This is a genomic window from Devosia sp. 1635 (genome assembly GCF_013185955.1).
GTDB lineage: Bacteria > Pseudomonadota > Alphaproteobacteria > Rhizobiales > Devosiaceae > Devosia.
The window spans coordinates 1,283,275-1,300,915 of sequence record NZ_JABAOM010000001.1 but is presented as its reverse complement, the minus strand read 5'-3'; the positions used below and the strand labels follow the sequence as shown (position 1 = coordinate 1,300,915).

Below are 17,641 nucleotides of genomic sequence, written 5' to 3'. Positions count from 1 at the left end.
TTAGACCATGTTATGGCAGCTGTGCTTGTTGCTTGCCGCTAGAACAGGTTGTCGAGCGCATTGTAGTAGCGGTAGCGGACCTCGTCCCATTCGGCGCCATAGCTGGCGAGGAATTGGGCGACACGTTCCTCGCCAATATTGTACTGGATGCTGCGGCAGGCTAGCGCCAGGTCCTGCCAAAGATCGGCCACGCCCAACCGAGCGCAATCAACCATGCCAGAAAAGCGCCCATCAGACGCAAGAATGTTGGGCGCGCAAGCATCGCCGTGAGTGACGATGCTGTCGCGGCTGGTGGGCCTGTTGCGGTGCAACCAGTCGAGCACAGCCCCTGCGCTCCACCCCTGCTGGTCGGGCCCGAAGTCGGTTTCGTCGACAAGGCCGGCCGCAACCTGGGCCTGTGCGGCGGCGAGGCGCTGATCGAGGCTATGGTCGAATGGGCAGGTGCGGGGATCCAGGGCGTGCAGCCGCCGCAAGCCTTGAGCGTAGATGCGGACAAACTCGGCTTTGTCCACCATCCAATGGGTAAGATCCTGGCCGGGCACCGCAGTCATGAGCAGCCATAGTCCGCCCTGGGTCTCATCCGTGTCGACGATGCGCGGCGCCTTGAAGCCCATGCGGGTGAGCCAGCCAAGGCGGTCGATCTCCCCAGGCAGTTCCGCCAGCGGATGGTTGGCTTCGCTTTTGAGGAAAACCGCGTTGCCATCGCTGAGGGCGATGCGCCAGACCCGCGCACCGGACTTGCCGATGGTGATCGGTGTCCAGTCGCGTGCGGCCAGATCAGCGAATTTCGGGGGAAGGTCCGCAGGTATGGTCATTGGCGGTCAATCGCGTGCCAGTCGCCTTGCAGGAGAAGCGCATTGCCCAAGCGCTCCTCGTAATCTGCCCGCGCAATTTCGATGCCGCCGAGCGATGCCAGGTGATCGGTGACAAACTGGGTGTCGAGCAGTGTGAAGCCGCCTGCATTGAGCCGATCCACCAGATGGGCGAGGGCCATCTTGCTGGCATTGGTGGCGCGGTGAAACATGGATTCGCCAAAGAATGCGCCACCGATAGCGAGGCCATAAAGGCCGCCCACCAGGTCCGGCCCATCCCACACTTCCACAGTGTGGGCAATGCCGCGACGGAACAGTTCGCCATAAACCGAGCGGATGGTGGCGTTGATCCAGGTGCTGCGCCGATCCTTACCCACGGTGGCACAGCCTTCGATGATGGCGGGAAAATCGGTATCAACGCGGATGGTGAAGGGGGATTTGCGGATCGCTTTGCGCAGGCTGGCGGAAAGATGAAAACCATCCAGCGGAATAATGCCGCGCATTTCCGGGCTGACCCAGAACACGTCCTTGTCGGCGGCGTCCTCCGCCATGGGAAATATGCCCGCGCGATAAGCCCGGATGATCAACTCCGGGGTGATCTCGATGCTGAACGGGTCAGGACGGCGCGGCATTTGTGTGGCTGCAACTCCTGGAGCGGTGTGCCCGCCCCGTGGTTCGAGGCTCGTGAAGAACTCGCACCAGACCATAGCCCCTATAACAGGGCGGTAGAAAAGCCCCCATGGTCAATGCGCCACCCAGCGCCGGACCACGAGGGCTTGAAGTCTAGACCTTGTTGGCGGCGAGGTATTTTTCGAGCCAGTGGATGTCGTAGTCGCCAGCCAGGATTTCCGGCTCCTTGATCAAGCGCTGGAACAAGGGCAGGGTGGTCTTGACCCCATCGATGACGAATTCATCGACGGCGCGGCGCAAGCGCTGCAGGCATTCCTCGCGGGTGCGGCCGTAGACAATGAGCTTGCCGATTAGCGAGTCGTAATAGGGCGGGATCTTGTAGCCCTGGTAAACGGCAGAATCGACGCGCACGCCCACGCCACCGGCCGGGTGGTAGAAGGTGATTGTGCCGGGCGAGGGAGCAAAGGTCTGCGGGTCCTCGGCATTGATCCGCACTTCGATGGCGTGGCCATAGAAGTTGATCTTGTCCTGCGTCATCGAGAGCGCCTCGCCCGAGGCGACGCGAATCTGCTCATAGACGATGTCGATGCCGGTGATGCGCTCGGTGACGGGGTGTTCCACCTGAAGGCGGGTGTTCATTTCGATGAAATAGAACTCGCCATTCTCGTAGAGGAACTCGACCGTGCCTGCGCCGGAGTATTTGAGCTTGCGCATGGCTGCGGCGCAAATCTCGCCGATCCGGTCGCGTTCCTCAGGCAGGATGGTCGGGCCGCCCGCTTCTTCCCAGACCTTCTGGTGGCGGCGCTGCAGCGAGCAGTCGCGCACGCCCAGATGAACGGCGTTGCCCTGACCATCGCCCAGCACCTGCACTTCGATGTGGCGCGGCTTGCCCAGGTATTTTTCCATGTAAACGGAATCATTGCCAAAAGCGGCCTTGGCTTCCGAGCGGGCCGTGGACCAAGCCACCAGCAGTTCGGCTTCGCTATGGGCGACCTTCATGCCGCGCCCGCCGCCACCGGCGGTGGCCTTGATCAGCACGGGATAGCCGATTTCGGCCGCCGTGGAGATGGCGTCCTCATCGTTCTCGACGGCGCCGGCGGAACCCGGCACAACGGGAATGCCCAGCTCAACGGCGGTCTTTTTGGCCGTGATCTTGTCGCCCATGATCTCGATATGGTGCGCGGAAGGGCCAATGAAGGTGACGTTGTGCTCGGTCAAAATTTGAGCGAAGCGAGCGTTCTCGGACAAGAAGCCATAGCCGGGATGCACTGCATCGGCGCCGGTGATCTCGCAGGCGGCCATGATCGAGGGGATGTTGAGATAGCTGTCCTTGGCGGCGGGGGGGCCAATGCAGACGCTTTCATCGGCGAGGCGCACATGCATGGCATTGGCATCGGCGGTGGAGTGAACCGCAACGGTCTGGATGCCCAGCTCCTTGCAGGCGCGCAGGATGCGCAGCGCGATCTCGCCGCGATTGGCGATCAGAACCTTCTGGAACACGGGGCCGCCTCCTATTCGATGACGACGAGCGGCTCGCCGTATTCCACCGGCTGCGCGTCCTGCACCAGGATGCGGACAACAGTGCCGGAGCGATGGGCGGGGATCTGGTTCATGGTTTTCATGGCTTCGATGATCAAAAGGGTCTGACCCTCGGTGACCTTGGAGCCAACTTCGGCAAAGGCGGGCTTGCCGGGTTCGGGCGAGCGGTAAGCGGTGCCGACCATGGGCGAAGTCAAGGTGCCGGGATTGGAGGCGAGGTCCTCAATCGCGGCGGGCGCAGCAGCCGGCACGGAGCCGGCAGGGGCCAGCGGAATGGCCACTGCTGGCGCAGGCGCGTATTGCGGCGGGGCTGCGTAGGTGACCGTCTCGCTGGCGTAGGACCGGGTGACGCGGACGCGGAAATCTTCTTGTTCAATCTCGATCTCGGCGAGATTTTCCTTGTTGAGGAGTTCGGCGATGGCGCGGACCAGATCCTGATCCACTTGCGATGACTTGCTCATTCTTGTTGGTCTCCCGCGCTTGCGCGTCGATCGTTGTTTACAGTTTTTCAGCCAGTGCCTGGAGCGCCAGCTTATAGCCGAGCGCCCCAAAGCCGCAAAGCACACCCACAGCAACGGCTGAGACAAAGGAATGGTGCCGGAATGGCTCACGCTGGTGAATATTGGAAAGGTGGACTTCGGCTACCGGCAAGCCGACGGCCTTGAGGGCATCGGCAATGGCCAGGCTCGTGTGCGAATAGGCGGCCGGGTTGATCAGGATGGCATCGGCCGTGGCGCGCGCGTCCTGAATCCAGGTGACCAGCTCGCCTTCATGATTGGACTGCCGGAAATCGACGCTGAGGCCGAGTTCGGTCGCCGTATCCCGGCACAGGTTCTCAATATCCTTGAGGGTATTGGAGCCGTAGATGCCGGGCTCGCGGATGCCCAGAAGATTGAGATTGGGTCCGTTGAGTACGAGTACGCGCTTAGCCATGAAGGTCGCCTTTGCACCGGCGGTTGAGGGCCGGAAGTTCGTCGGTTACACGACTCGGCGGCAAAAGGCAAAAGGCGGCGTCAGCCTTCACACTGGCTTTCACCACAAGCGCGCATGTTGCGGATGCGGCTGCGCAGCTCGTCAATGCCGATGGCGCCCGGAATGACCTCATTGCCGATGATGTAGGTGGGCGTGCCGGTGATGTTGAGCGCCTGGGCGATTTCGTAGGAGGTCTTGATCGTCTGGGCGACCGTTTCCTCGTTCATCTGCAGCTCAAGGTTGACCGGGCTGAGGCCAAGATCAGCGGCCGCAGCGAGGGCTGCGGTTTTGTCCACCTGGCCGCGCGTGGTGAAGAGGGCCTCGTGGAAGCGCCAATAATCCACATCCTCCCGGCCCACCAGAACGGCGATCCGGGCGGCATCCATCGATTCGTTGGACAGGATCGGGAATTCCTTGAGCACGACGCGCAGATTGGGATCTTCCGCCAGAAGCGTGGCGAGGTCGGGCAGGGCACTGCGGCAATAACCGCAGTTGTAGTCGAAGAGCTCGACCAGGGTGACGTCGCCCTCCGGATTGCCGAGTACGACCTGGCCGGGATCGTTGAAGATGGCTTCGCGCATGCTGGCGATGGCCGTGGTGGCTTGTTCGCGCTCGGCGGTGCGCAGCTTGGTGTCGAGAGCGGTCGAGAGGCGCTGCAGGATCGTCGGGTCGCTCATCAGGTAGTTTTCAATGAGCGGGTTGAGCTGGGCAGGATCAAGCTCAGCCAGAGCGGGAGCAGCGGCAGGGACCGGTGGTGGAGTTGCGGCCTCGCGCTCGGCCAGGGCCGTTTCGACAATGGCGCGAACCGCGGCTGCATCGGTTTGTGGAGCCGGGCGGCTCCACATGGAGTAGCCCAAAGCGCCAGCCAGGACGCCGACCAGGGCAACAAGAGCAAGGGTGAGGCGAGGCATGGACGACTCCGAAGCAGGACGCTGCGCCTTTTAGCAGACACCAAGCAATATTACAGCGGCGCGTAAACGGCCCGTGGCTGGCGCATCACTTGGTTGAGAGCGCGGCCAGAACAGGATAGGCCAAACCCACAGCAGGAGCTCATTCATGTCCGACCCAGCACCAGACGGCTTGATGCCGTTCCAAGCCATGGAAATTCTCAAGCGCGCCAAAGCCATGGAGGCGACGGGCCGGACGGTTTGTCACCTCGAATTGGGCGAGCCGGGCTCGCCGCCGGCGCCGAAGGTGATCGAAGCCGTCACCAAGGCCTTGCCGCGGGCGCAGGGCTATACCAATGCTAAAGGGTTGGCGGAACTGCGCGAGGGACTGTCGGCCTATTACTCGGCCCAGCATGGCGTATCCGTAGATCCGGACCTGATTCTCGCGAGCATGGGGTCATCGGCCGGGTTCATTCTGGCGTTTCACGCTGCTTTTCGGCCGGGGGCTCGCATTGCCATTACCCGGCCGGGCTATCCGGCCTATGTGAACACGCTGCTGGGGCTGGGGTTCGGGGTGGCTGAAATTCCGCTCACCGCTGCCAATGGCTGGCGCCTAACTGGTGCGGAGATTGCCGCCACCCATGCCGCGTCGCCCTTTGAGGGACTGCTGTTTGCGAGCCCAGCCAATCCGACAGGGGCAACGGTGGACCGGGAAGGGCTGCGCGACATCGTTGACACCTGCGCCCGGCTCGGCGTGCGGCTGATCTCGGACGAAATCTATCATGGGCTTGATTATCGCGGACCTTCGGTCAGCGCGCTGGAGCTGACGCGCGATGCTGTCGTGATCAACAGCTTTTCCAAATATTACTGCATGACCGGTTGGCGGATTGGCTGGATGGTGATGCCGGAGGACCTGATCCGACGTACCGAAATCCTGCAGCAGAACCTGTTTATTTCGGCCCCGACGCTGAGTCAGATCGCCGCTACCGTCGCCTTGGGTGAGCGGGAGTATTCGGAAGAGCAGAAAGCGGGCTACGCGGCCAATCGCGGACTGCTGCATGACGGCCTGAGCACGCTGGGCTTTGCCCTGGGCGAGCCCTCGGACGGGGCGTTCTATGCCTATGCAGGGATCGCCAAGTTCTCCAATGACTCCCTGGAGTTCTGCGAGCGGATGCTGGAAGAGGCCGGGGTGGCGATCACGCCGGGCATCGATTTCGACCGCGTCGGCGGACAGGGCTATGTGCGTCTGAGCTATGCCGGTAAACGCGAAAGCATCGAACTGGCGCTCGAGCGCATGGCCAAGGCACTCCGATGAGCGCTGAAAACGCGGTATTTTGTCAGCCCTAGATGTGAAAAAGGCGGCCCGAGGGCCGCCTTTGTAGTTTCTAGCCAAGGCCGAGGCGGCGCTGCCACCAACCGGCTTTCTTCTTTTCAGGCTGCTTGTCCGGCTCACCCTCAGGACGAGGGGTGCTCGAGGAGACTACGACGCCTTCCTCAGGCAGCTCCTTGCGCGTCCGGCGGGTGCGGGCGGGCTCGGCTGAAGCCGAAGCGTCGGGCGCTGCCTCAGCGGCGGGCTCCGGCAGTGGCTCCGCCGGGGCGGCAAGCTCGACTTCGGCCGGGGCCTCGGTCGGTGCGTCTGTTTCCGCAACGGCGACCGGCTCAAGGCCTGGCGCTTCCGATGCCGGTACAGATGGCGCTTCCGCTGCAGCTTCGGAAGCCGGCTCGGTGGCGACAACGGGAGCCGCTTCTTGCACCGTTTCGGGCTCAGCTGCTGCAGCTTCGGCCTTGGGCTTGCGGGCGCGAGGCTTGCGCTTGGGCTTTTCGGGCGCAGCCGCAGCTTCTCCGGTCGCGACGGCAGCAGGTTCAGCGCTTGCGTCGGCTTCGGCCGGCACCGGATCGCTTTCCTCGGTCTCGATGACCTTCTTGCGACGGCCGCGCTTAGGCTTTTCGGCAGGGATTTCTGCCGCCGCTTCCGCTGTTGGCTCCACCGGCACTTCAACTGGAGTTTCAGTCAGGGTCGGCTCGCCCGTCGCGATCTCTTCCTGGGCCAGGAGGACGTCGGCGACTTCCGCAACCGCTTCCATGCTCAGTTCGGCCTCACCAGCTGGCACAGCTTCCGTGACACCGGCTTCGGCTTCCAGTTCACGCCGATTGCGGCGACCACCACGGCGGCCACGACGGCGACGCTTGCGGCGCTCTTCCTCGCTGCCCTCATCGGCAGCGAAGCCGACGGCTTCACGCACGCTCTCAGGCTCCGCCCCGGCTTCCTCGGCTTCGCTGCTTGCGGCGGAAGCGTCTTCAAGCTCGGCTTCGTCAATGGGCGCAGCCAAACGGGTCTGAGCGGGGCGACCACCATTATCGTCGCCACGTTCACCACCGCGGCGGCGGCGACGGCGGCGCTTGCGCGAGGGCTCGCCTTCGCCAACTTCGCCAGCCGACACGGGCTGGTCTTCGGCCTCGTCAGCCTCGTCCTCGATGATCTCGTCATCGGCATCGTCGATGGTGGCGGTATCGACCCGCACATGCTCGACAGCACGGGTTTCAGCATAGGCGGAAACGCGGGCTTCACCCTTCTCGATGGCGAACTGCTGGCCGGTCATCTTGCCATCGGCGGTGATGGTGATGGAGAGGTTATTGCGCTGCTCCAGCGCGGTCAGGGTTTCACGCTTGAAGTTGAGGATGTAGAGCGCGACCTCGATGGGCAGCCGGACATTGATGGACTGGCCCTGCTTGCGCATCACATGGTCTTCGATGTGGCGCATGATCATCAGCGCCATGGATTCGGTGGAGCGCACCAGACCCGTGCCGTCGCAGATCGGGCATTTGTGGGTGGAGCTTTCCACCACGCCAAAGCGGATGCGCTGGCGGCTCATTTCCATGAGACCGAAATGGGAGATGCGGCCAACTTGGATACGGGCGCGATCGTCCTTGAGGCAGTCCTTGAGCTTGCGCTCGACAGCCCGGTTGGAGCGGTTCTCCATCATGTCGATGAAGTCGATGACAATGAGGCCGGCAAGGTCGCGCAGGCGGAGCTGGCGGGCCACTTCTTCGGCTGCTTCCAGATTGGTCTGGAGCGCGGTGTCCTCGATATTGTGCTCCTTGGTGGAGCGCCCCGAGTTGACGTCGATGGAAACCAGCGCCTCGGTCGGGTTGATGACGAGGTAGCCGCCCGACGGCAGGGTCACGGTTGGCGAGAACATGGAATCGAGCTGCGCTTCGATGCCGTATTTAGAGAAAAGCGGCTGATCTTCCTTGTAGAGCACGACGTTCTTGGCGTGGCTCGGCATGATCATGCGCATGAAGTCGCGCGCTTCGATGAAGGCGTCCTCGCCAGCGACGAACACTTCGTCGATGTCCTTGTTGTAGAGGTCGCGAATGGTGCGCTTGATCAGCGAACCTTCTTCATAAACGAGGCAGGGAGCCTGCGACTTGAGGGTGAGCGAGCGCACCGATTCCCAAAGGCGCATCAGATATTCAAAGTCGCGCTTGACCTCGGCCTTGGTGCGCGAAGCACCGGCCGTGCGCAGGATCACGCCCATGCCCTGCGGCACTTCCAGGTCGGAGGTGATTTCCTTGAGGCGCTTACGATCCGCCGCATTGGTGATCTTGCGCGAGATGCCGCCACCGCGAGCAGTGTTTGGCATCAAAACGGAATAGCGGCCGGCGAGCGACAGATAGGTGGTCAGAGCCGCGCCTTTGTTGCCGCGCTCTTCCTTGACCACCTGCACCAGCATGACCTGGCGGCGCTTGATCACTTCCTGGATCTTGTAGTGGCGGCGGTTATTGCTCGATGAGCGGCGGCGCTCCGGCACTTCCTCAAGCGCATCGGCACCGCCGACGCTTTCCACCGGCTCGTTATTGGCCGGCGCCTGCTCGATATGGCTGTCGTCGCCCTCGGCAGCGTCGGATGTTTCAGATGTTTCGCCCGCTTCTTCAGCGGGTTCGCTGACGGACTCGGGGGCTGCGCCTTCATCGGCGGCCGCCTCGTCGGAAACTTCTTCCTCCTGCTCTTCGGCGAGGAGGGCTTCGCGATCGGCAACGGGGATCTGGTAGTAATCGGGATGGATTTCGCTGAAGGCGAGGAAACCGTGACGGTTGCCGCCATATTCGACAAAGGCTGCCTGGAGCGAAGGCTCCACGCGGGTGACCTTGGCGAGATAGATATTGCCGCGCAACTGGCGGCGGGTTGCCGATTCGAAATCGAACTCTTCGATGCGGTTACCCGCAGTGACGACGATCCGCGTTTCTTCCGGGTGGATGGCATCCACCAGCATTCTCTTTGTAGCCATTATGAGCTCCGCGCACTCGCGCGCCGACAAGAGGCTGCCCAACAGGTGGCAATCTCCGAGTGGCGCAATGCGAGGCGAGTGGTTTAAGGGGGGTGGCGCGCGGGACCAGGCTGGTCGGGGCGCCGGCAGTGCAGGTCATGGCCGAAAATGGCAGCAAAGCAAAACGGCGACCGGTTTCGTCGATCACACCACGTTCTGTTCGCCTGCGGGCCATATGACCTCTTCCTTTTGGACTGAGTGGGGCAGAGCGCCGGTCCCAGCCGTCCGGTTCATCAGAACCGAAATTCATAGAGAAGCGCTGGATTTGCCGCATCTGATCGGGGTGTCAGGCGTATTCTGCGCCTGTGTCCCGAGCCCTTCCGGCTTACGTTTGCAGTGCCTTAGGGCACCGGAACCGTCATGCAGGAAGCTTGCACTTCACCTCATAGCGTGTAGGGCCGTTGCGTCCGATTAGCAACAGGAAAGTCCCAAACTGCCGAGCGGCTGATCAGCCACCTCGGACGAGCTGTTCTTGGCCATTGGGCCGAAACAGCGCATAAAGGAAATGCCGCAGAATCGCTTCAAAGCGATGGCATCTGCGCGCCTAAATTATAGATAAGGCCTGTCCGCATTTGTTTAAACCCCTCCGTGCGCTCGCGCTGTTCTGCATTCTTTTGGGAGCGTTGGGCGTAGCGCCAATTGCCAGCTTGGCGCAGGAGCCGCCGGCGACGGCAACTCCGGCCGCACCAGCAGCGCTACCCAATGTGATGGAGGTGCGCGTCAGCTCGACGCCCGAACGCGCGCGGCTCGTGGTTGACCTCGCGGGCCGGACCGACTTCGCCCTGGTCTCGCTGGGCGATCCTAACCGGCTGGCGATCGATGTGCGGGCGGCGACCTTTTCGCTCGCCGAGCCATCCGGCACGCCTGCGGGGGAAGGGCTGGTGTCGGGCTATCTTGTGGAGCAGGCGGCAGCTGACCGGGTTCGTACCACCCTGACGCTGGCTGCTCCGGCCCAAGTCCAGCAAGCCTATGTGCTCGATGCCTTCGAGGACCAGCCGGCTCGGCTGGTGGTGGACATCATTCCCGCCACGCCCGAAGAGTTCGCGGCAAATGCGGCGCGTGACATCACCGGCACCACGGAAGCGGCCCCGGCGGCGTCCACGCCTCCAGGGGGCACTGAGCTGCCGGTGGTGACGCGGCCGCTGGTGGTGATCGACCCGGGCCATGGTGGGATCGATAGCGGGGCGGAAACTCCCAACGGGGTCAAAGAAAAGGACATCGTCCTTTCTTTTGCTCTGCGGCTGCAGGAATTGCTGGTGGAATCGGGCCGGTTCGACGTGGCGCTGACGCGCGAGGACGATACTTTCCTGCGGCTGGAAGAACGCGTCGCGCTGGCGCGCACCAACAAGGCAGATCTCTTTCTTTCCATTCACGCCGACAGTTTCCAGCAGCCCGAAATCCGTGGCGCCAGCGTTTATACACGCGACGAGAATGCCACGGACGTGCTCGATAAGGTCCTAGCCGATACCGAGAACAAGACCGATGTGATCGCCGGCTTTGCGCCCCCGCAAATGGCACCAGAGGTCGTGGATATCCTGGTTGACCTGATGCGCCGGGAAATGCGGGTGCAGTCCTATATGGCTGGGCAGGCCATCGTGCACCAGCTCGAGCCAAGCGTGGCGTTGCGGAAATTTCCGCTGCGGCAGGCTGACTTTTTCGTGCTGCAGGCGCCTGATGTTCCCTCGGTGTTGATCGAGCTAGGCTTTTTGAGCAATGCCACTGACATCGCCAATCTGATGGAGTCGGACTGGCAGGATCGGACCGCCACGGCTCTAGCGCGCGGGATTTCGACATATTTTGACAGCATAGCGCCGCCGCAATGATGTGACTTTGAGGTGACGGCTGCGCGTCCCAATGCGGGGTTTGCGCGGTCGTGATCCCCAACACAGCTTACGTCTGCTATGATTCCTGACACATCGGGCCGCAAGCCCTGGAGACTTTTTGTATATGCTGCGCTTGCTTGGCTGGCTGTTTAGTTTTGGAATGTTCGCGGTGCTGGGGGTGCTGGCGCTCGCGGCAGTCTATCTGACCATGGTTACGGCCCAGCTGCCCGATTACACCGTGCTGAAGGACTACCAGCCGCCCGTGACAACGCGCGTTCATGCCGCCGATGGCACGCTCTTGGCTGAATATGCGCGCGAGCGCCGGCTGTTCCAGCCGATCGAGACCGTGCCGCCGCTGCTGGTGAACGCGTTCCTGTCGGCCGAGGACAAGGATTTCTACCGTCATGGCGGCATCGCGATCGATGGCGTGGTGCGCGCCGTGCGTGATAACCTGCTGCAAAAGCTGGATGGCGGCAGTGGCCCGATGGTGGGCGCCTCGACCATTACCCAGCAGGTGGCCAAGAATTTCCTGCTGAGCTCGGAGCAGACCTGGGACCGCAAGATCCAGGAAGCGCTGCTGGCCGTGCGCATCGAATCGACGTTCTCCAAAGATCGGATCCTCGAACTCTATCTCAACGAGATTTTCCTCGGGCTGAACTCCTATGGCGTGGCTGCAGCGGCGCTGAACTATTTCGACAAGGCGCTCTACCAACTCACGCTCAGCGAAGCGGCCTATATCGCTGCCCTCCCAAAGGGCCCGAATAATTACCACCCATTCCGGCGACCCGAGGCGGCCGTACAGCGCCGGAACTGGGTAATCGATCGCATGGTCGAGAACGGCTATGTGACGCCCGAAGAAGCGACCGCTGCGAAGGCGGAGCCACTCAACGTCATTCCACGGGCCTCGGGCAGCCAGTTGTACTCGGCGGAATATTTCACCGAGGAAGTGCGTCGCGAGCTGGCCAAGCTTTATGGCGAGGACCAGCTTTATGGCGGCGGCTTGTCCGTGCGCACGACGCTTGAGCCCAAGCTGCAGGAATATGCCCGCCGGGCACTGATGGACGGGCTGATCGCGTTTGATCATTCCAAGGGATTCCGCGAGCCGGTTGCCAGCATCGAGATCGGCGAGGACTGGGGCCTGGATGTTGCCAAGATCCAGCCGCTCCGCGACGTGCCGGAGTGGCGGCTTGCCGTGGTGCTCGAGATGAATGGCAACCAGGCCCGGATCGGGCTGCGACCCGCCGATGACGTCGACGGCGCCATTTCGGACGAGCGGACGGAAGCTGTGCTGTCCGGACCCGAGATCAAGTGGGTGTCCAAGCCGCTGTCGAGCATCCTCAAGGTTGGGGATGTGGTTTATGTTTCCCCGGTCGCGGGCAAGGACGGGATTTACACGCTCGAGCAACTGCCCGAGATCGAGGGCGCATTGGTGGCGATGGACCCGCGCACCGGCCGGGTGCTCGCCATGGTGGGCGGTTTTTCGTTCGCGGAAAGCGAGTTCAACCGCGCGACCCAGGCCCTGCGCCAGCCCGGCTCCTCGTTCAAGCCGATCGTTTATGCCGCTGCGCTCGATAATGGCTATACGCCCGCATCGGTGGTGCTCGACGCACCGGTAGAAATCCGCAATTCGGATGGCTCGGTTTGGCGGCCGGAAAACTATGCGCAGCAGTTCTATGGCCCGCAAACGCTGCGGCGCGGCATCGAGCGCAGCCGAAACGTGATGACGGTTCGACTGGCCAAGGATCTCGGCATGCCGCTGGTGGCAGAATATGCCCGCCTGTTCGGCGTTTATGACTCCATGCAGCCCGTGCTCGCGATGGCGCTGGGTGCCGGCGAAACCACCGATATGCGGATGACGGCAGCTTACGCCACCATCGCCAATGGCGGCCGCAAGATCGTGCCGACGCTGATCGACCGCATCCAGGACCGTTATGGCATGACGGTTTACCGGCATGACGAGCGGGTATGCGAAGGCTGCAAGGCGCAGGCCTGGCAGGGGCAGGGCGAGCCGATCATTGTGGATAATCGTGAGCAGGTGCTCGATCCGATGACGGCCTATCAGATCACCTCGATGATGGAGGGTGTCGTGCAACGCGGCACCGGAACGGCCGCCAAGGCGCTCAACCGTCCGGTGGCTGGCAAAACCGGCACTACCAATGACTACAAGGACGCATGGTTTGTGGGCTTCACCCCTGAACTGGCGGTCGGGGTTTATGTTGGCTATGACCAGCCGCGTTCCATGGGCTCTTCGGTGACCGGCGGCACGTTCTCGGTCAATATCTTCACCGAGTTCATGCAGAACGCCCTGCGGGGCAAGCCGCCGACGCCATTCAACGTACCCTCCGGCATGGCCACGGCCTGGATCAATCCGAACTCCGGCGTCGAGGCCTATCAGGGTGAATCGGCTATTCTCGAGGCCTTCAAGCCTGGCAGCGGCCCCAATCTGATGACCTCGGTCATCGGCATCGAAAGTGGCGGCTACAACACGGCACAAAGCCAGCAGCCGCAGCCGGGCTATGAGGCTTATCGGCAACCTTATTCAGGTGGCTTCCAGGATTCGCCCGCCCAAGCCATGCCCAGCGGCCGCTTCCAGGAGTATGAGGCCCCGCAATCCCTGTCGGAGTAACGGGGGTGACCGGAATCTTGCCGTTTGTCCGCTTTCCCCATCCGGCGCTTTCGGCGCCCGCAGCAACGCGGCCCCTCGACGCGGCGATGGAACGGGCAGGGGAGCAATTGCTTGCCGCCGCAGAAGCCGCCAAGGCTTACGGCTTGGCCGCGGCCCATATCGGGCTGAACGAGCCCGTCATCGTGGTGAGCATTGCGGCGGACACATCAGGTCGCGATTATCGGGTGATGTTCAATCCCAGCATTGCCGAGTGTAGCGCTGAGGCGGAAGTCGGCAGTGAGGGTTCGGTATCTTTGCCGGGGATCGAGGTGGCGATCAACCGGCCGAATTGGGCCGTGATTGAGTACGACACTGCGGCGGGGGATCGAGTGACGCAGCGCTTCGACGGGTTTGTCGCCCGCTGCTGCCTGCACGAGATCGAGCAGATGCAGGGCGTGTTTTTTCTCAGCCACCTGTCGCGGCTTAAGCGCGAAACAGTGCTGCGCCGGTTCAAAAAGGAACAGCGTGCCGGTTGAAGTCGCCTCGCTGACTACTCCGGCATGCTTGGTGGCGCCATGACGATAAAGGGCGTTGTCGCTGGCGTGCCGGGAGGGGCATAGGCAGGCGCTGGTTCGCCCACCGGACCCAGGGCGACGATATACTGGTAGAGGGAGCGCATTTCCGTTTCGGTGAAATGGCGCAGGTTGAACCAAGGCATGGGCGGCCGAGTCTCGAGTTCAGACAAATACGCCACCCATTCATCTTCGCTATGCTCGGCAGCGGTGAGCCGCAGATTGGCGGCATAGGTGGTGCCCCAGGGCCCTTGGTAGCCAACCGGACTGCCGATCAGCGCGGTGGCGGGATCGAGTTGACCCCCGTTTTCCGCATAGCCGGGGCTATGGCAATCATGGCACCCACCGATTCGGGCGATCCGCTCGCCATGCTCCACCGATGGCTCCGCTTCCGCAGCCAAAGCGGCGTGCGACAGTAATACCGCGGCCAGCAACACTCCCATGCGTAACATGTGCGTTTCCCTTGCGATGTTGAACTTCCCCTGGATCAGCCTTGGCCGGGCGAGGCCGTTTGGCAAGTCCGCTTTGATAGCTCAATGGGTTGATTGGGCGGGGGTGGACGGCTACATGAGGCCCCACACAAAAGGATAGTTCACATGCGTGCGGAAATCGAAAAAGCCGTCGCCGACATCGAGCAGGTTTTGGGCCTGCTGAGGAGGCATCTTTGACTGGGATACGGCACAACTTCGTCTCGACGCGCTAACAGCGCAGACTGAATCACCCGACTTCTGGAACGATCCCGAAAAGGCTCGCGTCACCATGCGTGAGCGCGATGAGCTCGACGTGGCGGTCAAGGCCGTGCACGAGCTGGAAAACGGCGTCCGCGACAACCTCGAATTGATCGAGATGGGCGAAGCCGAAGGCGACGCCGAGATCGTCAAGGAAGCCGAAGAGGCAATCTTCGAGCTGCGCATCAATGCGCGCCGCCGGCAGATCGAGACTCTGCTTTCGGGTGAAGTCGACGCCAACGACTGCTATGTGGAAATCCACTCCGGTGCCGGTGGCACCGAGAGCCAGGATTGGGCCAACATGCTGTTGCGCATGTATACGCGCTGGGCGGAACGGCGGAAGATGAAGGTCGAAACCATCGAAATGCATGATGGTGAAGAGGCCGGCATCAAGTCGGCGACCATACTGGTCAAGGGCCATAATGCCTATGGCTGGCTCAAGACCGAAAGCGGCGTGCACCGGCTGGTCCGGATCAGCCCGTACGACTCGGCGGCTCGGCGGCATACCAGCTTTTCGAGCGTCTGGGTTTATCCCGTGGTGGACGACTCGATTGACATCGAGATCCGTGAAAGCGATCTCAAGATCGATACTTATCGCGCGTCCGGCGCGGGCGGGCAGCACGTCAACACCACCGACTCGGCCATCCGCATCACCCACGTGCCTTCCGGCATCATCGTGGCGTGCCAGGCCGAGCGCAGCCAGCACAAGAACCGCGCGACGGCCATGAACATGCTCAAGGCTCGTCTCTATGAAGCCGAGTTGCAAAAACGCGAGGAAGCGGCCAACGCGCAGGCAGCGAGCAAGACAGAGATCGGCTGGGGTCACCAGATCCGCTCCTACGTGTTACAGCCCTACCAGATGGTCAAGGATCTGCGCACAAGCGTGGAAAGCGGCCAGCCCTCCGTGGTGCTGGATGGCGATCTCGACGAGTTCATGGAAGCGGCTTTGGCGCAGCGCGTTGGCGTTGCGACCGATGTCGTGGCCGAAGGCAAATAGTGGTTAGCCGAGCAGCGCCTGCAGGCGCTTGCCGGCTTCCATGAACTGCTTGGGATCCATGGCGCGGCTGCCTTGTCGCACTTCAAAATGCAAATGCGGGCCGGTTGACCGGCCGGTAGAGCCCACCTTGGCAATAGGGGTGCCGGTGTGCACCTTCTGGCCCTTGCTGGAAAGGAAGCCGGAGAGGTGACCATAGCGGGTCACCAAGCCGCTGGGATGAGTGACCTCCACCACATTACCATAGCCAGAGCGCACGCCGACAAAGGTCACCACGCCCTGGCCCGCGCTCAGTACGGTGGTGCCGGAGCGCGCAGCGAAATCGAGCCCGGAATGAAAGGCGCGCTTGCCGCTGAAGGGATCGCGCCGATTGCCAAAGCCTGAGCTCTGGCGGTAGGTGCCGGCGATGGGCAGGTGAATGGGCGCGGCATCGATTGATTCACGGGCCGCCTTGTAGCGCACCAGCGCTGCCATCACGGCGTTGGCATCCTCGATCATTGGCGCTGCGTCGTCGCCGTCACTCGGCGCGAGCAGGGGGCCGCCAACGCCATCAAGGGCATCGGGCAGGCTGACGCGAATGCCGATCTCGGCCAGCTCGTTGACAATGCTGGTCGTCCGCTCGGTAGCGGTCTGGGCGATGCTGGTCATGGCGTGCTCGGTTTCACCCATCATTTGGGCGAGGGCACGAGCCGTTTCGTCGATGTCGGGATTTCCGCTGGGGTTGGTAGGCGCCGCCATCGCCAGATCACCCGGACTGGACCCGAGGGCGGCAGTTTGAATGCCAAGCTCGCCGGCTTTGTCGACAAGGACCTTAACAAGTTGATGCTGTTCCAACAGCACTTCCTGTTGCTGCGAAAGTTCCTGCAGTTGCAGGTTGATGTCGCCCGCCTGGGCATAGGAGCGGGAATGGAGACGGTCGACTTCAACACGCAGCTGGGCGATCCGATCCTCGTAGGCCTGGATAACCTGTTCGGTTTGGCCGTTGAGGACTTTGGCGATCTCGGGTGAGAACAGCAGGGCAGTGCCGGTCAGGGCATTGCCGGCCAAGAGCAGCGTGAACATGCCGTAGAACCAGAGCGGGCGAATGCCGGCGTGGGGAGCCGTTTTGGGCTTGGCTCGACCCGGCGACGAGAAGCTCGCTCCATTACGCACGCCATACACTCCGCTGATCCATATTTATGGTTAGCGAGTATGATCCTGCATGGTTAAAAAACGGAAAAGCCTCAGCTTTCCGAAGTAATGGGCTGCAAATTTCCGAGAAGGTCGAGAACCTTTCGAGCGTGACCCTTAACGCGCGTGACGCGGAGCACGGCGGCGACCCGGCCATCAGGCGCGACAACGAAAGTGGTGCGTACGAGGCCCATGAATTGGCGGCCATAGAGGCTCTTGAGCTGCCATACCCCAAATGGCTCGATCACGGTCCGCTCGGGGTCGGCGGCCAGTGGCACCGTGAGGCTGAATTTCTCCCGGAACTTGCGATGCGCTTCCACACTATCAGGCGATATGCCGACAAGGACAGCACCGCTTCGGGCGAACTCCGGCTCCAGGTTGGAGAACTCGAGGTTCTCCTTGGTGCAGCCTTGGGTATCGTCCTGCGGATAGAAGAACAGGACCACAAACTTGCCGCCGTGATCGGCAAGGTGGAAGGAGGTGCCGTCGTCGAGCGGCAGGGTAAAGTCGGGAGCGGTATCCCCAGGCGCAAGCATGCCGGTTAAATCCTGTTTTCCCCACGAGATTGTAGCTGCCGGTGC

At 62.3% G+C, this 17,641-nt stretch carries 15 protein-coding genes; 5 read left to right on the top strand and 10 right to left on the bottom strand.

Annotated features, from left to right (window positions below; translation table 11 throughout):
• Positions 1–38 precede the first annotated feature (38 nt).
• The 6 genes from HRU92_RS06580 to HRU92_RS06555 all read right to left on the bottom strand — a co-directional run bounded on the left by HRU92_RS06580 (position 39) and on the right by HRU92_RS06555 (position 4,864).
• On the bottom strand, positions 39–815 hold the full coding sequence (locus HRU92_RS06580) for an APH(3') family aminoglycoside O-phosphotransferase (protein ID WP_172123425.1): 777 nt from the start codon (positions 813–815) through the stop codon (positions 39–41).
• Positions 812–1,444, bottom strand: coding sequence for a leucyl/phenylalanyl-tRNA--protein transferase (gene aat / locus HRU92_RS06575; RefSeq protein ID WP_172123424.1), 633 nt, complete (start codon positions 1,442–1,444; stop codon positions 812–814). The genes HRU92_RS06580 and aat overlap by 4 nt, the downstream gene beginning before the upstream one ends.
• 151 nt (positions 1,445–1,595) lie before the next feature.
• Positions 1,596–2,942 carry an acetyl-CoA carboxylase biotin carboxylase subunit gene (gene accC, locus HRU92_RS06570; RefSeq protein WP_127753207.1) on the bottom strand — a complete coding sequence of 449 codons (1,347 nt, stop codon included), beginning with the start codon at positions 2,940–2,942 and terminating at the stop codon, positions 1,596–1,598.
• An 11-nt stretch (positions 2,943–2,953) separates the two neighbouring features.
• The gene (accB, locus tag HRU92_RS06565; RefSeq protein ID WP_172123423.1) at positions 2,954–3,442 is read right to left on the bottom strand and encodes an acetyl-CoA carboxylase biotin carboxyl carrier protein; all 489 of its coding nucleotides are present in this window, start codon (positions 3,440–3,442) and stop codon (positions 2,954–2,956) included.
• 37 nt (positions 3,443–3,479) lie between these two features.
• The gene (aroQ, locus tag HRU92_RS06560; RefSeq protein ID WP_127753205.1) at positions 3,480–3,914 is read right to left on the bottom strand and encodes a type II 3-dehydroquinate dehydratase; all 435 of its coding nucleotides are present in this window, start codon (positions 3,912–3,914) and stop codon (positions 3,480–3,482) included.
• Positions 3,915–3,994: 80 nt separating this feature from the next.
• Positions 3,995–4,864 (bottom strand): DsbA family protein, encoded by an 870-nt coding sequence (locus HRU92_RS06555; RefSeq protein WP_172123422.1) that lies wholly within the window; start codon positions 4,862–4,864, stop codon positions 3,995–3,997.
• A 145-nt stretch (positions 4,865–5,009) separates the two neighbouring features.
• Between HRU92_RS06555 and HRU92_RS06550 the strand changes: the two genes are divergently transcribed.
• Complete coding sequence (locus tag HRU92_RS06550) at positions 5,010–6,155, top strand: aminotransferase class I/II-fold pyridoxal phosphate-dependent enzyme (RefSeq protein ID WP_210258545.1); 1,146 nt, start codon at positions 5,010–5,012, stop codon at positions 6,153–6,155.
• Positions 6,156–6,225: 70 nt separating this feature from the next.
• On the opposite strand, the gene HRU92_RS06545 is transcribed toward HRU92_RS06550, so the two are convergent.
• Entirely contained in the window at positions 6,226–9,129 is a 2,904-nt protein-coding gene (locus HRU92_RS06545) for a ribonuclease E/G (protein ID WP_172123421.1), read from the bottom strand.
• 611 nt (positions 9,130–9,740) lie between these two features.
• On the opposite strand from HRU92_RS06545, the gene HRU92_RS06540 reads away from it, so the two are divergent.
• The 3 genes from HRU92_RS06540 (at position 9,741) to HRU92_RS06530 (ending at position 14,132) form a co-directional block, all read left to right on the top strand.
• Positions 9,741–10,991, top strand: coding sequence for an N-acetylmuramoyl-L-alanine amidase (locus HRU92_RS06540; protein ID WP_172123420.1), 1,251 nt, complete (start codon positions 9,741–9,743; stop codon positions 10,989–10,991).
• Positions 10,992–11,115: 124 nt separating this feature from the next.
• The gene (locus tag HRU92_RS06535) at positions 11,116–13,617 is read left to right on the top strand and encodes a penicillin-binding protein 1A (protein ID WP_172123419.1); all 2,502 of its coding nucleotides are present in this window, start codon (positions 11,116–11,118) and stop codon (positions 13,615–13,617) included.
• Positions 13,618–13,622: 5 nt separating this feature from the next.
• On the top strand, positions 13,623–14,132 hold the full coding sequence (locus HRU92_RS06530; protein WP_172123418.1) for a peptide deformylase: 510 nt from the start codon (positions 13,623–13,625) through the stop codon (positions 14,130–14,132).
• A 14-nt stretch (positions 14,133–14,146) separates the two neighbouring features.
• Here HRU92_RS06530 and HRU92_RS06525 read toward each other — a convergent pair whose 3' ends face one another.
• Positions 14,147–14,620, bottom strand: coding sequence for a cytochrome C (locus HRU92_RS06525; protein ID WP_127753198.1), 474 nt, complete (start codon positions 14,618–14,620; stop codon positions 14,147–14,149).
• Between the two features lie 144 nt (positions 14,621–14,764).
• Between HRU92_RS06525 and prfB the strand changes: the two genes are divergently transcribed.
• Positions 14,765–15,893 (top strand): peptide chain release factor 2 gene (gene prfB, locus HRU92_RS06520; RefSeq protein ID WP_127753197.1). Its coding sequence is split into 2 segments (ribosomal slippage): positions 14,765–14,833 and positions 14,835–15,893, totalling 1,128 coding nucleotides; the frame shifts between segments, so codons are not numbered across the junction.
• A 3-nt stretch (positions 15,894–15,896) separates the two neighbouring features.
• Here prfB and HRU92_RS20850 read toward each other — a convergent pair.
• Positions 15,897–17,051, bottom strand: a complete 1,155-nt coding sequence (locus tag HRU92_RS20850; protein WP_172123417.1) for a M23 family metallopeptidase — start codon at positions 17,049–17,051, stop codon at positions 15,897–15,899.
• Between the two features lie 62 nt (positions 17,052–17,113).
• A complete protein-coding gene (locus HRU92_RS06510; RefSeq protein ID WP_172123416.1) occupies positions 17,114–17,596 on the bottom strand; it encodes a peroxiredoxin in 483 nt (160 codons plus the stop codon).
• Positions 17,597–17,641: the final 45 nt, after the last annotated feature.

Excerpts from the sequence above, each read along its gene's own strand:
- HRU92_RS06580 (WP_172123425.1), bottom strand. The coding sequence starts at position 815 with ATGACCATACCTGCGGACCTTCCCCCGAAATTCGCTGATCTGGCCGCA.
- aat (WP_172123424.1), bottom strand. The coding sequence starts at position 1,444 with ATGCCGCGCCGTCCTGACCCGTTCAGCATCGAGATCACCCCGGAGTTG.
- accB (WP_172123423.1), bottom strand. The coding sequence starts at position 3,442 with ATGAGCAAGTCATCGCAAGTGGATCAGGATCTGGTCCGCGCCATCGCC.
- aroQ (WP_127753205.1), bottom strand. The coding sequence starts at position 3,914 with ATGGCTAAGCGCGTACTCGTACTCAACGGACCCAATCTCAATCTTCTG.
- HRU92_RS06555 (WP_172123422.1), bottom strand. The coding sequence starts at position 4,864 with ATGCCTCGCCTCACCCTTGCTCTTGTTGCCCTGGTCGGCGTCCTGGCT.
- HRU92_RS06550 (WP_210258545.1), top strand. The coding sequence starts at position 5,010 with ATGTCCGACCCAGCACCAGACGGCTTGATGCCGTTCCAAGCCATGGAA.
- HRU92_RS06545 (WP_172123421.1), bottom strand. The coding sequence starts at position 9,129 with ATGGCTACAAAGAGAATGCTGGTGGATGCCATCCACCCGGAAGAAACG.
- HRU92_RS06535 (WP_172123419.1), top strand. The coding sequence starts at position 11,116 with ATGCTGCGCTTGCTTGGCTGGCTGTTTAGTTTTGGAATGTTCGCGGTG.
- HRU92_RS06525 (WP_127753198.1), bottom strand. The coding sequence starts at position 14,620 with ATGTTACGCATGGGAGTGTTGCTGGCCGCGGTATTACTGTCGCACGCC.
- HRU92_RS06510 (WP_172123416.1), bottom strand. The coding sequence starts at position 17,596 with ATGCTTGCGCCTGGGGATACCGCTCCCGACTTTACCCTGCCGCTCGAC.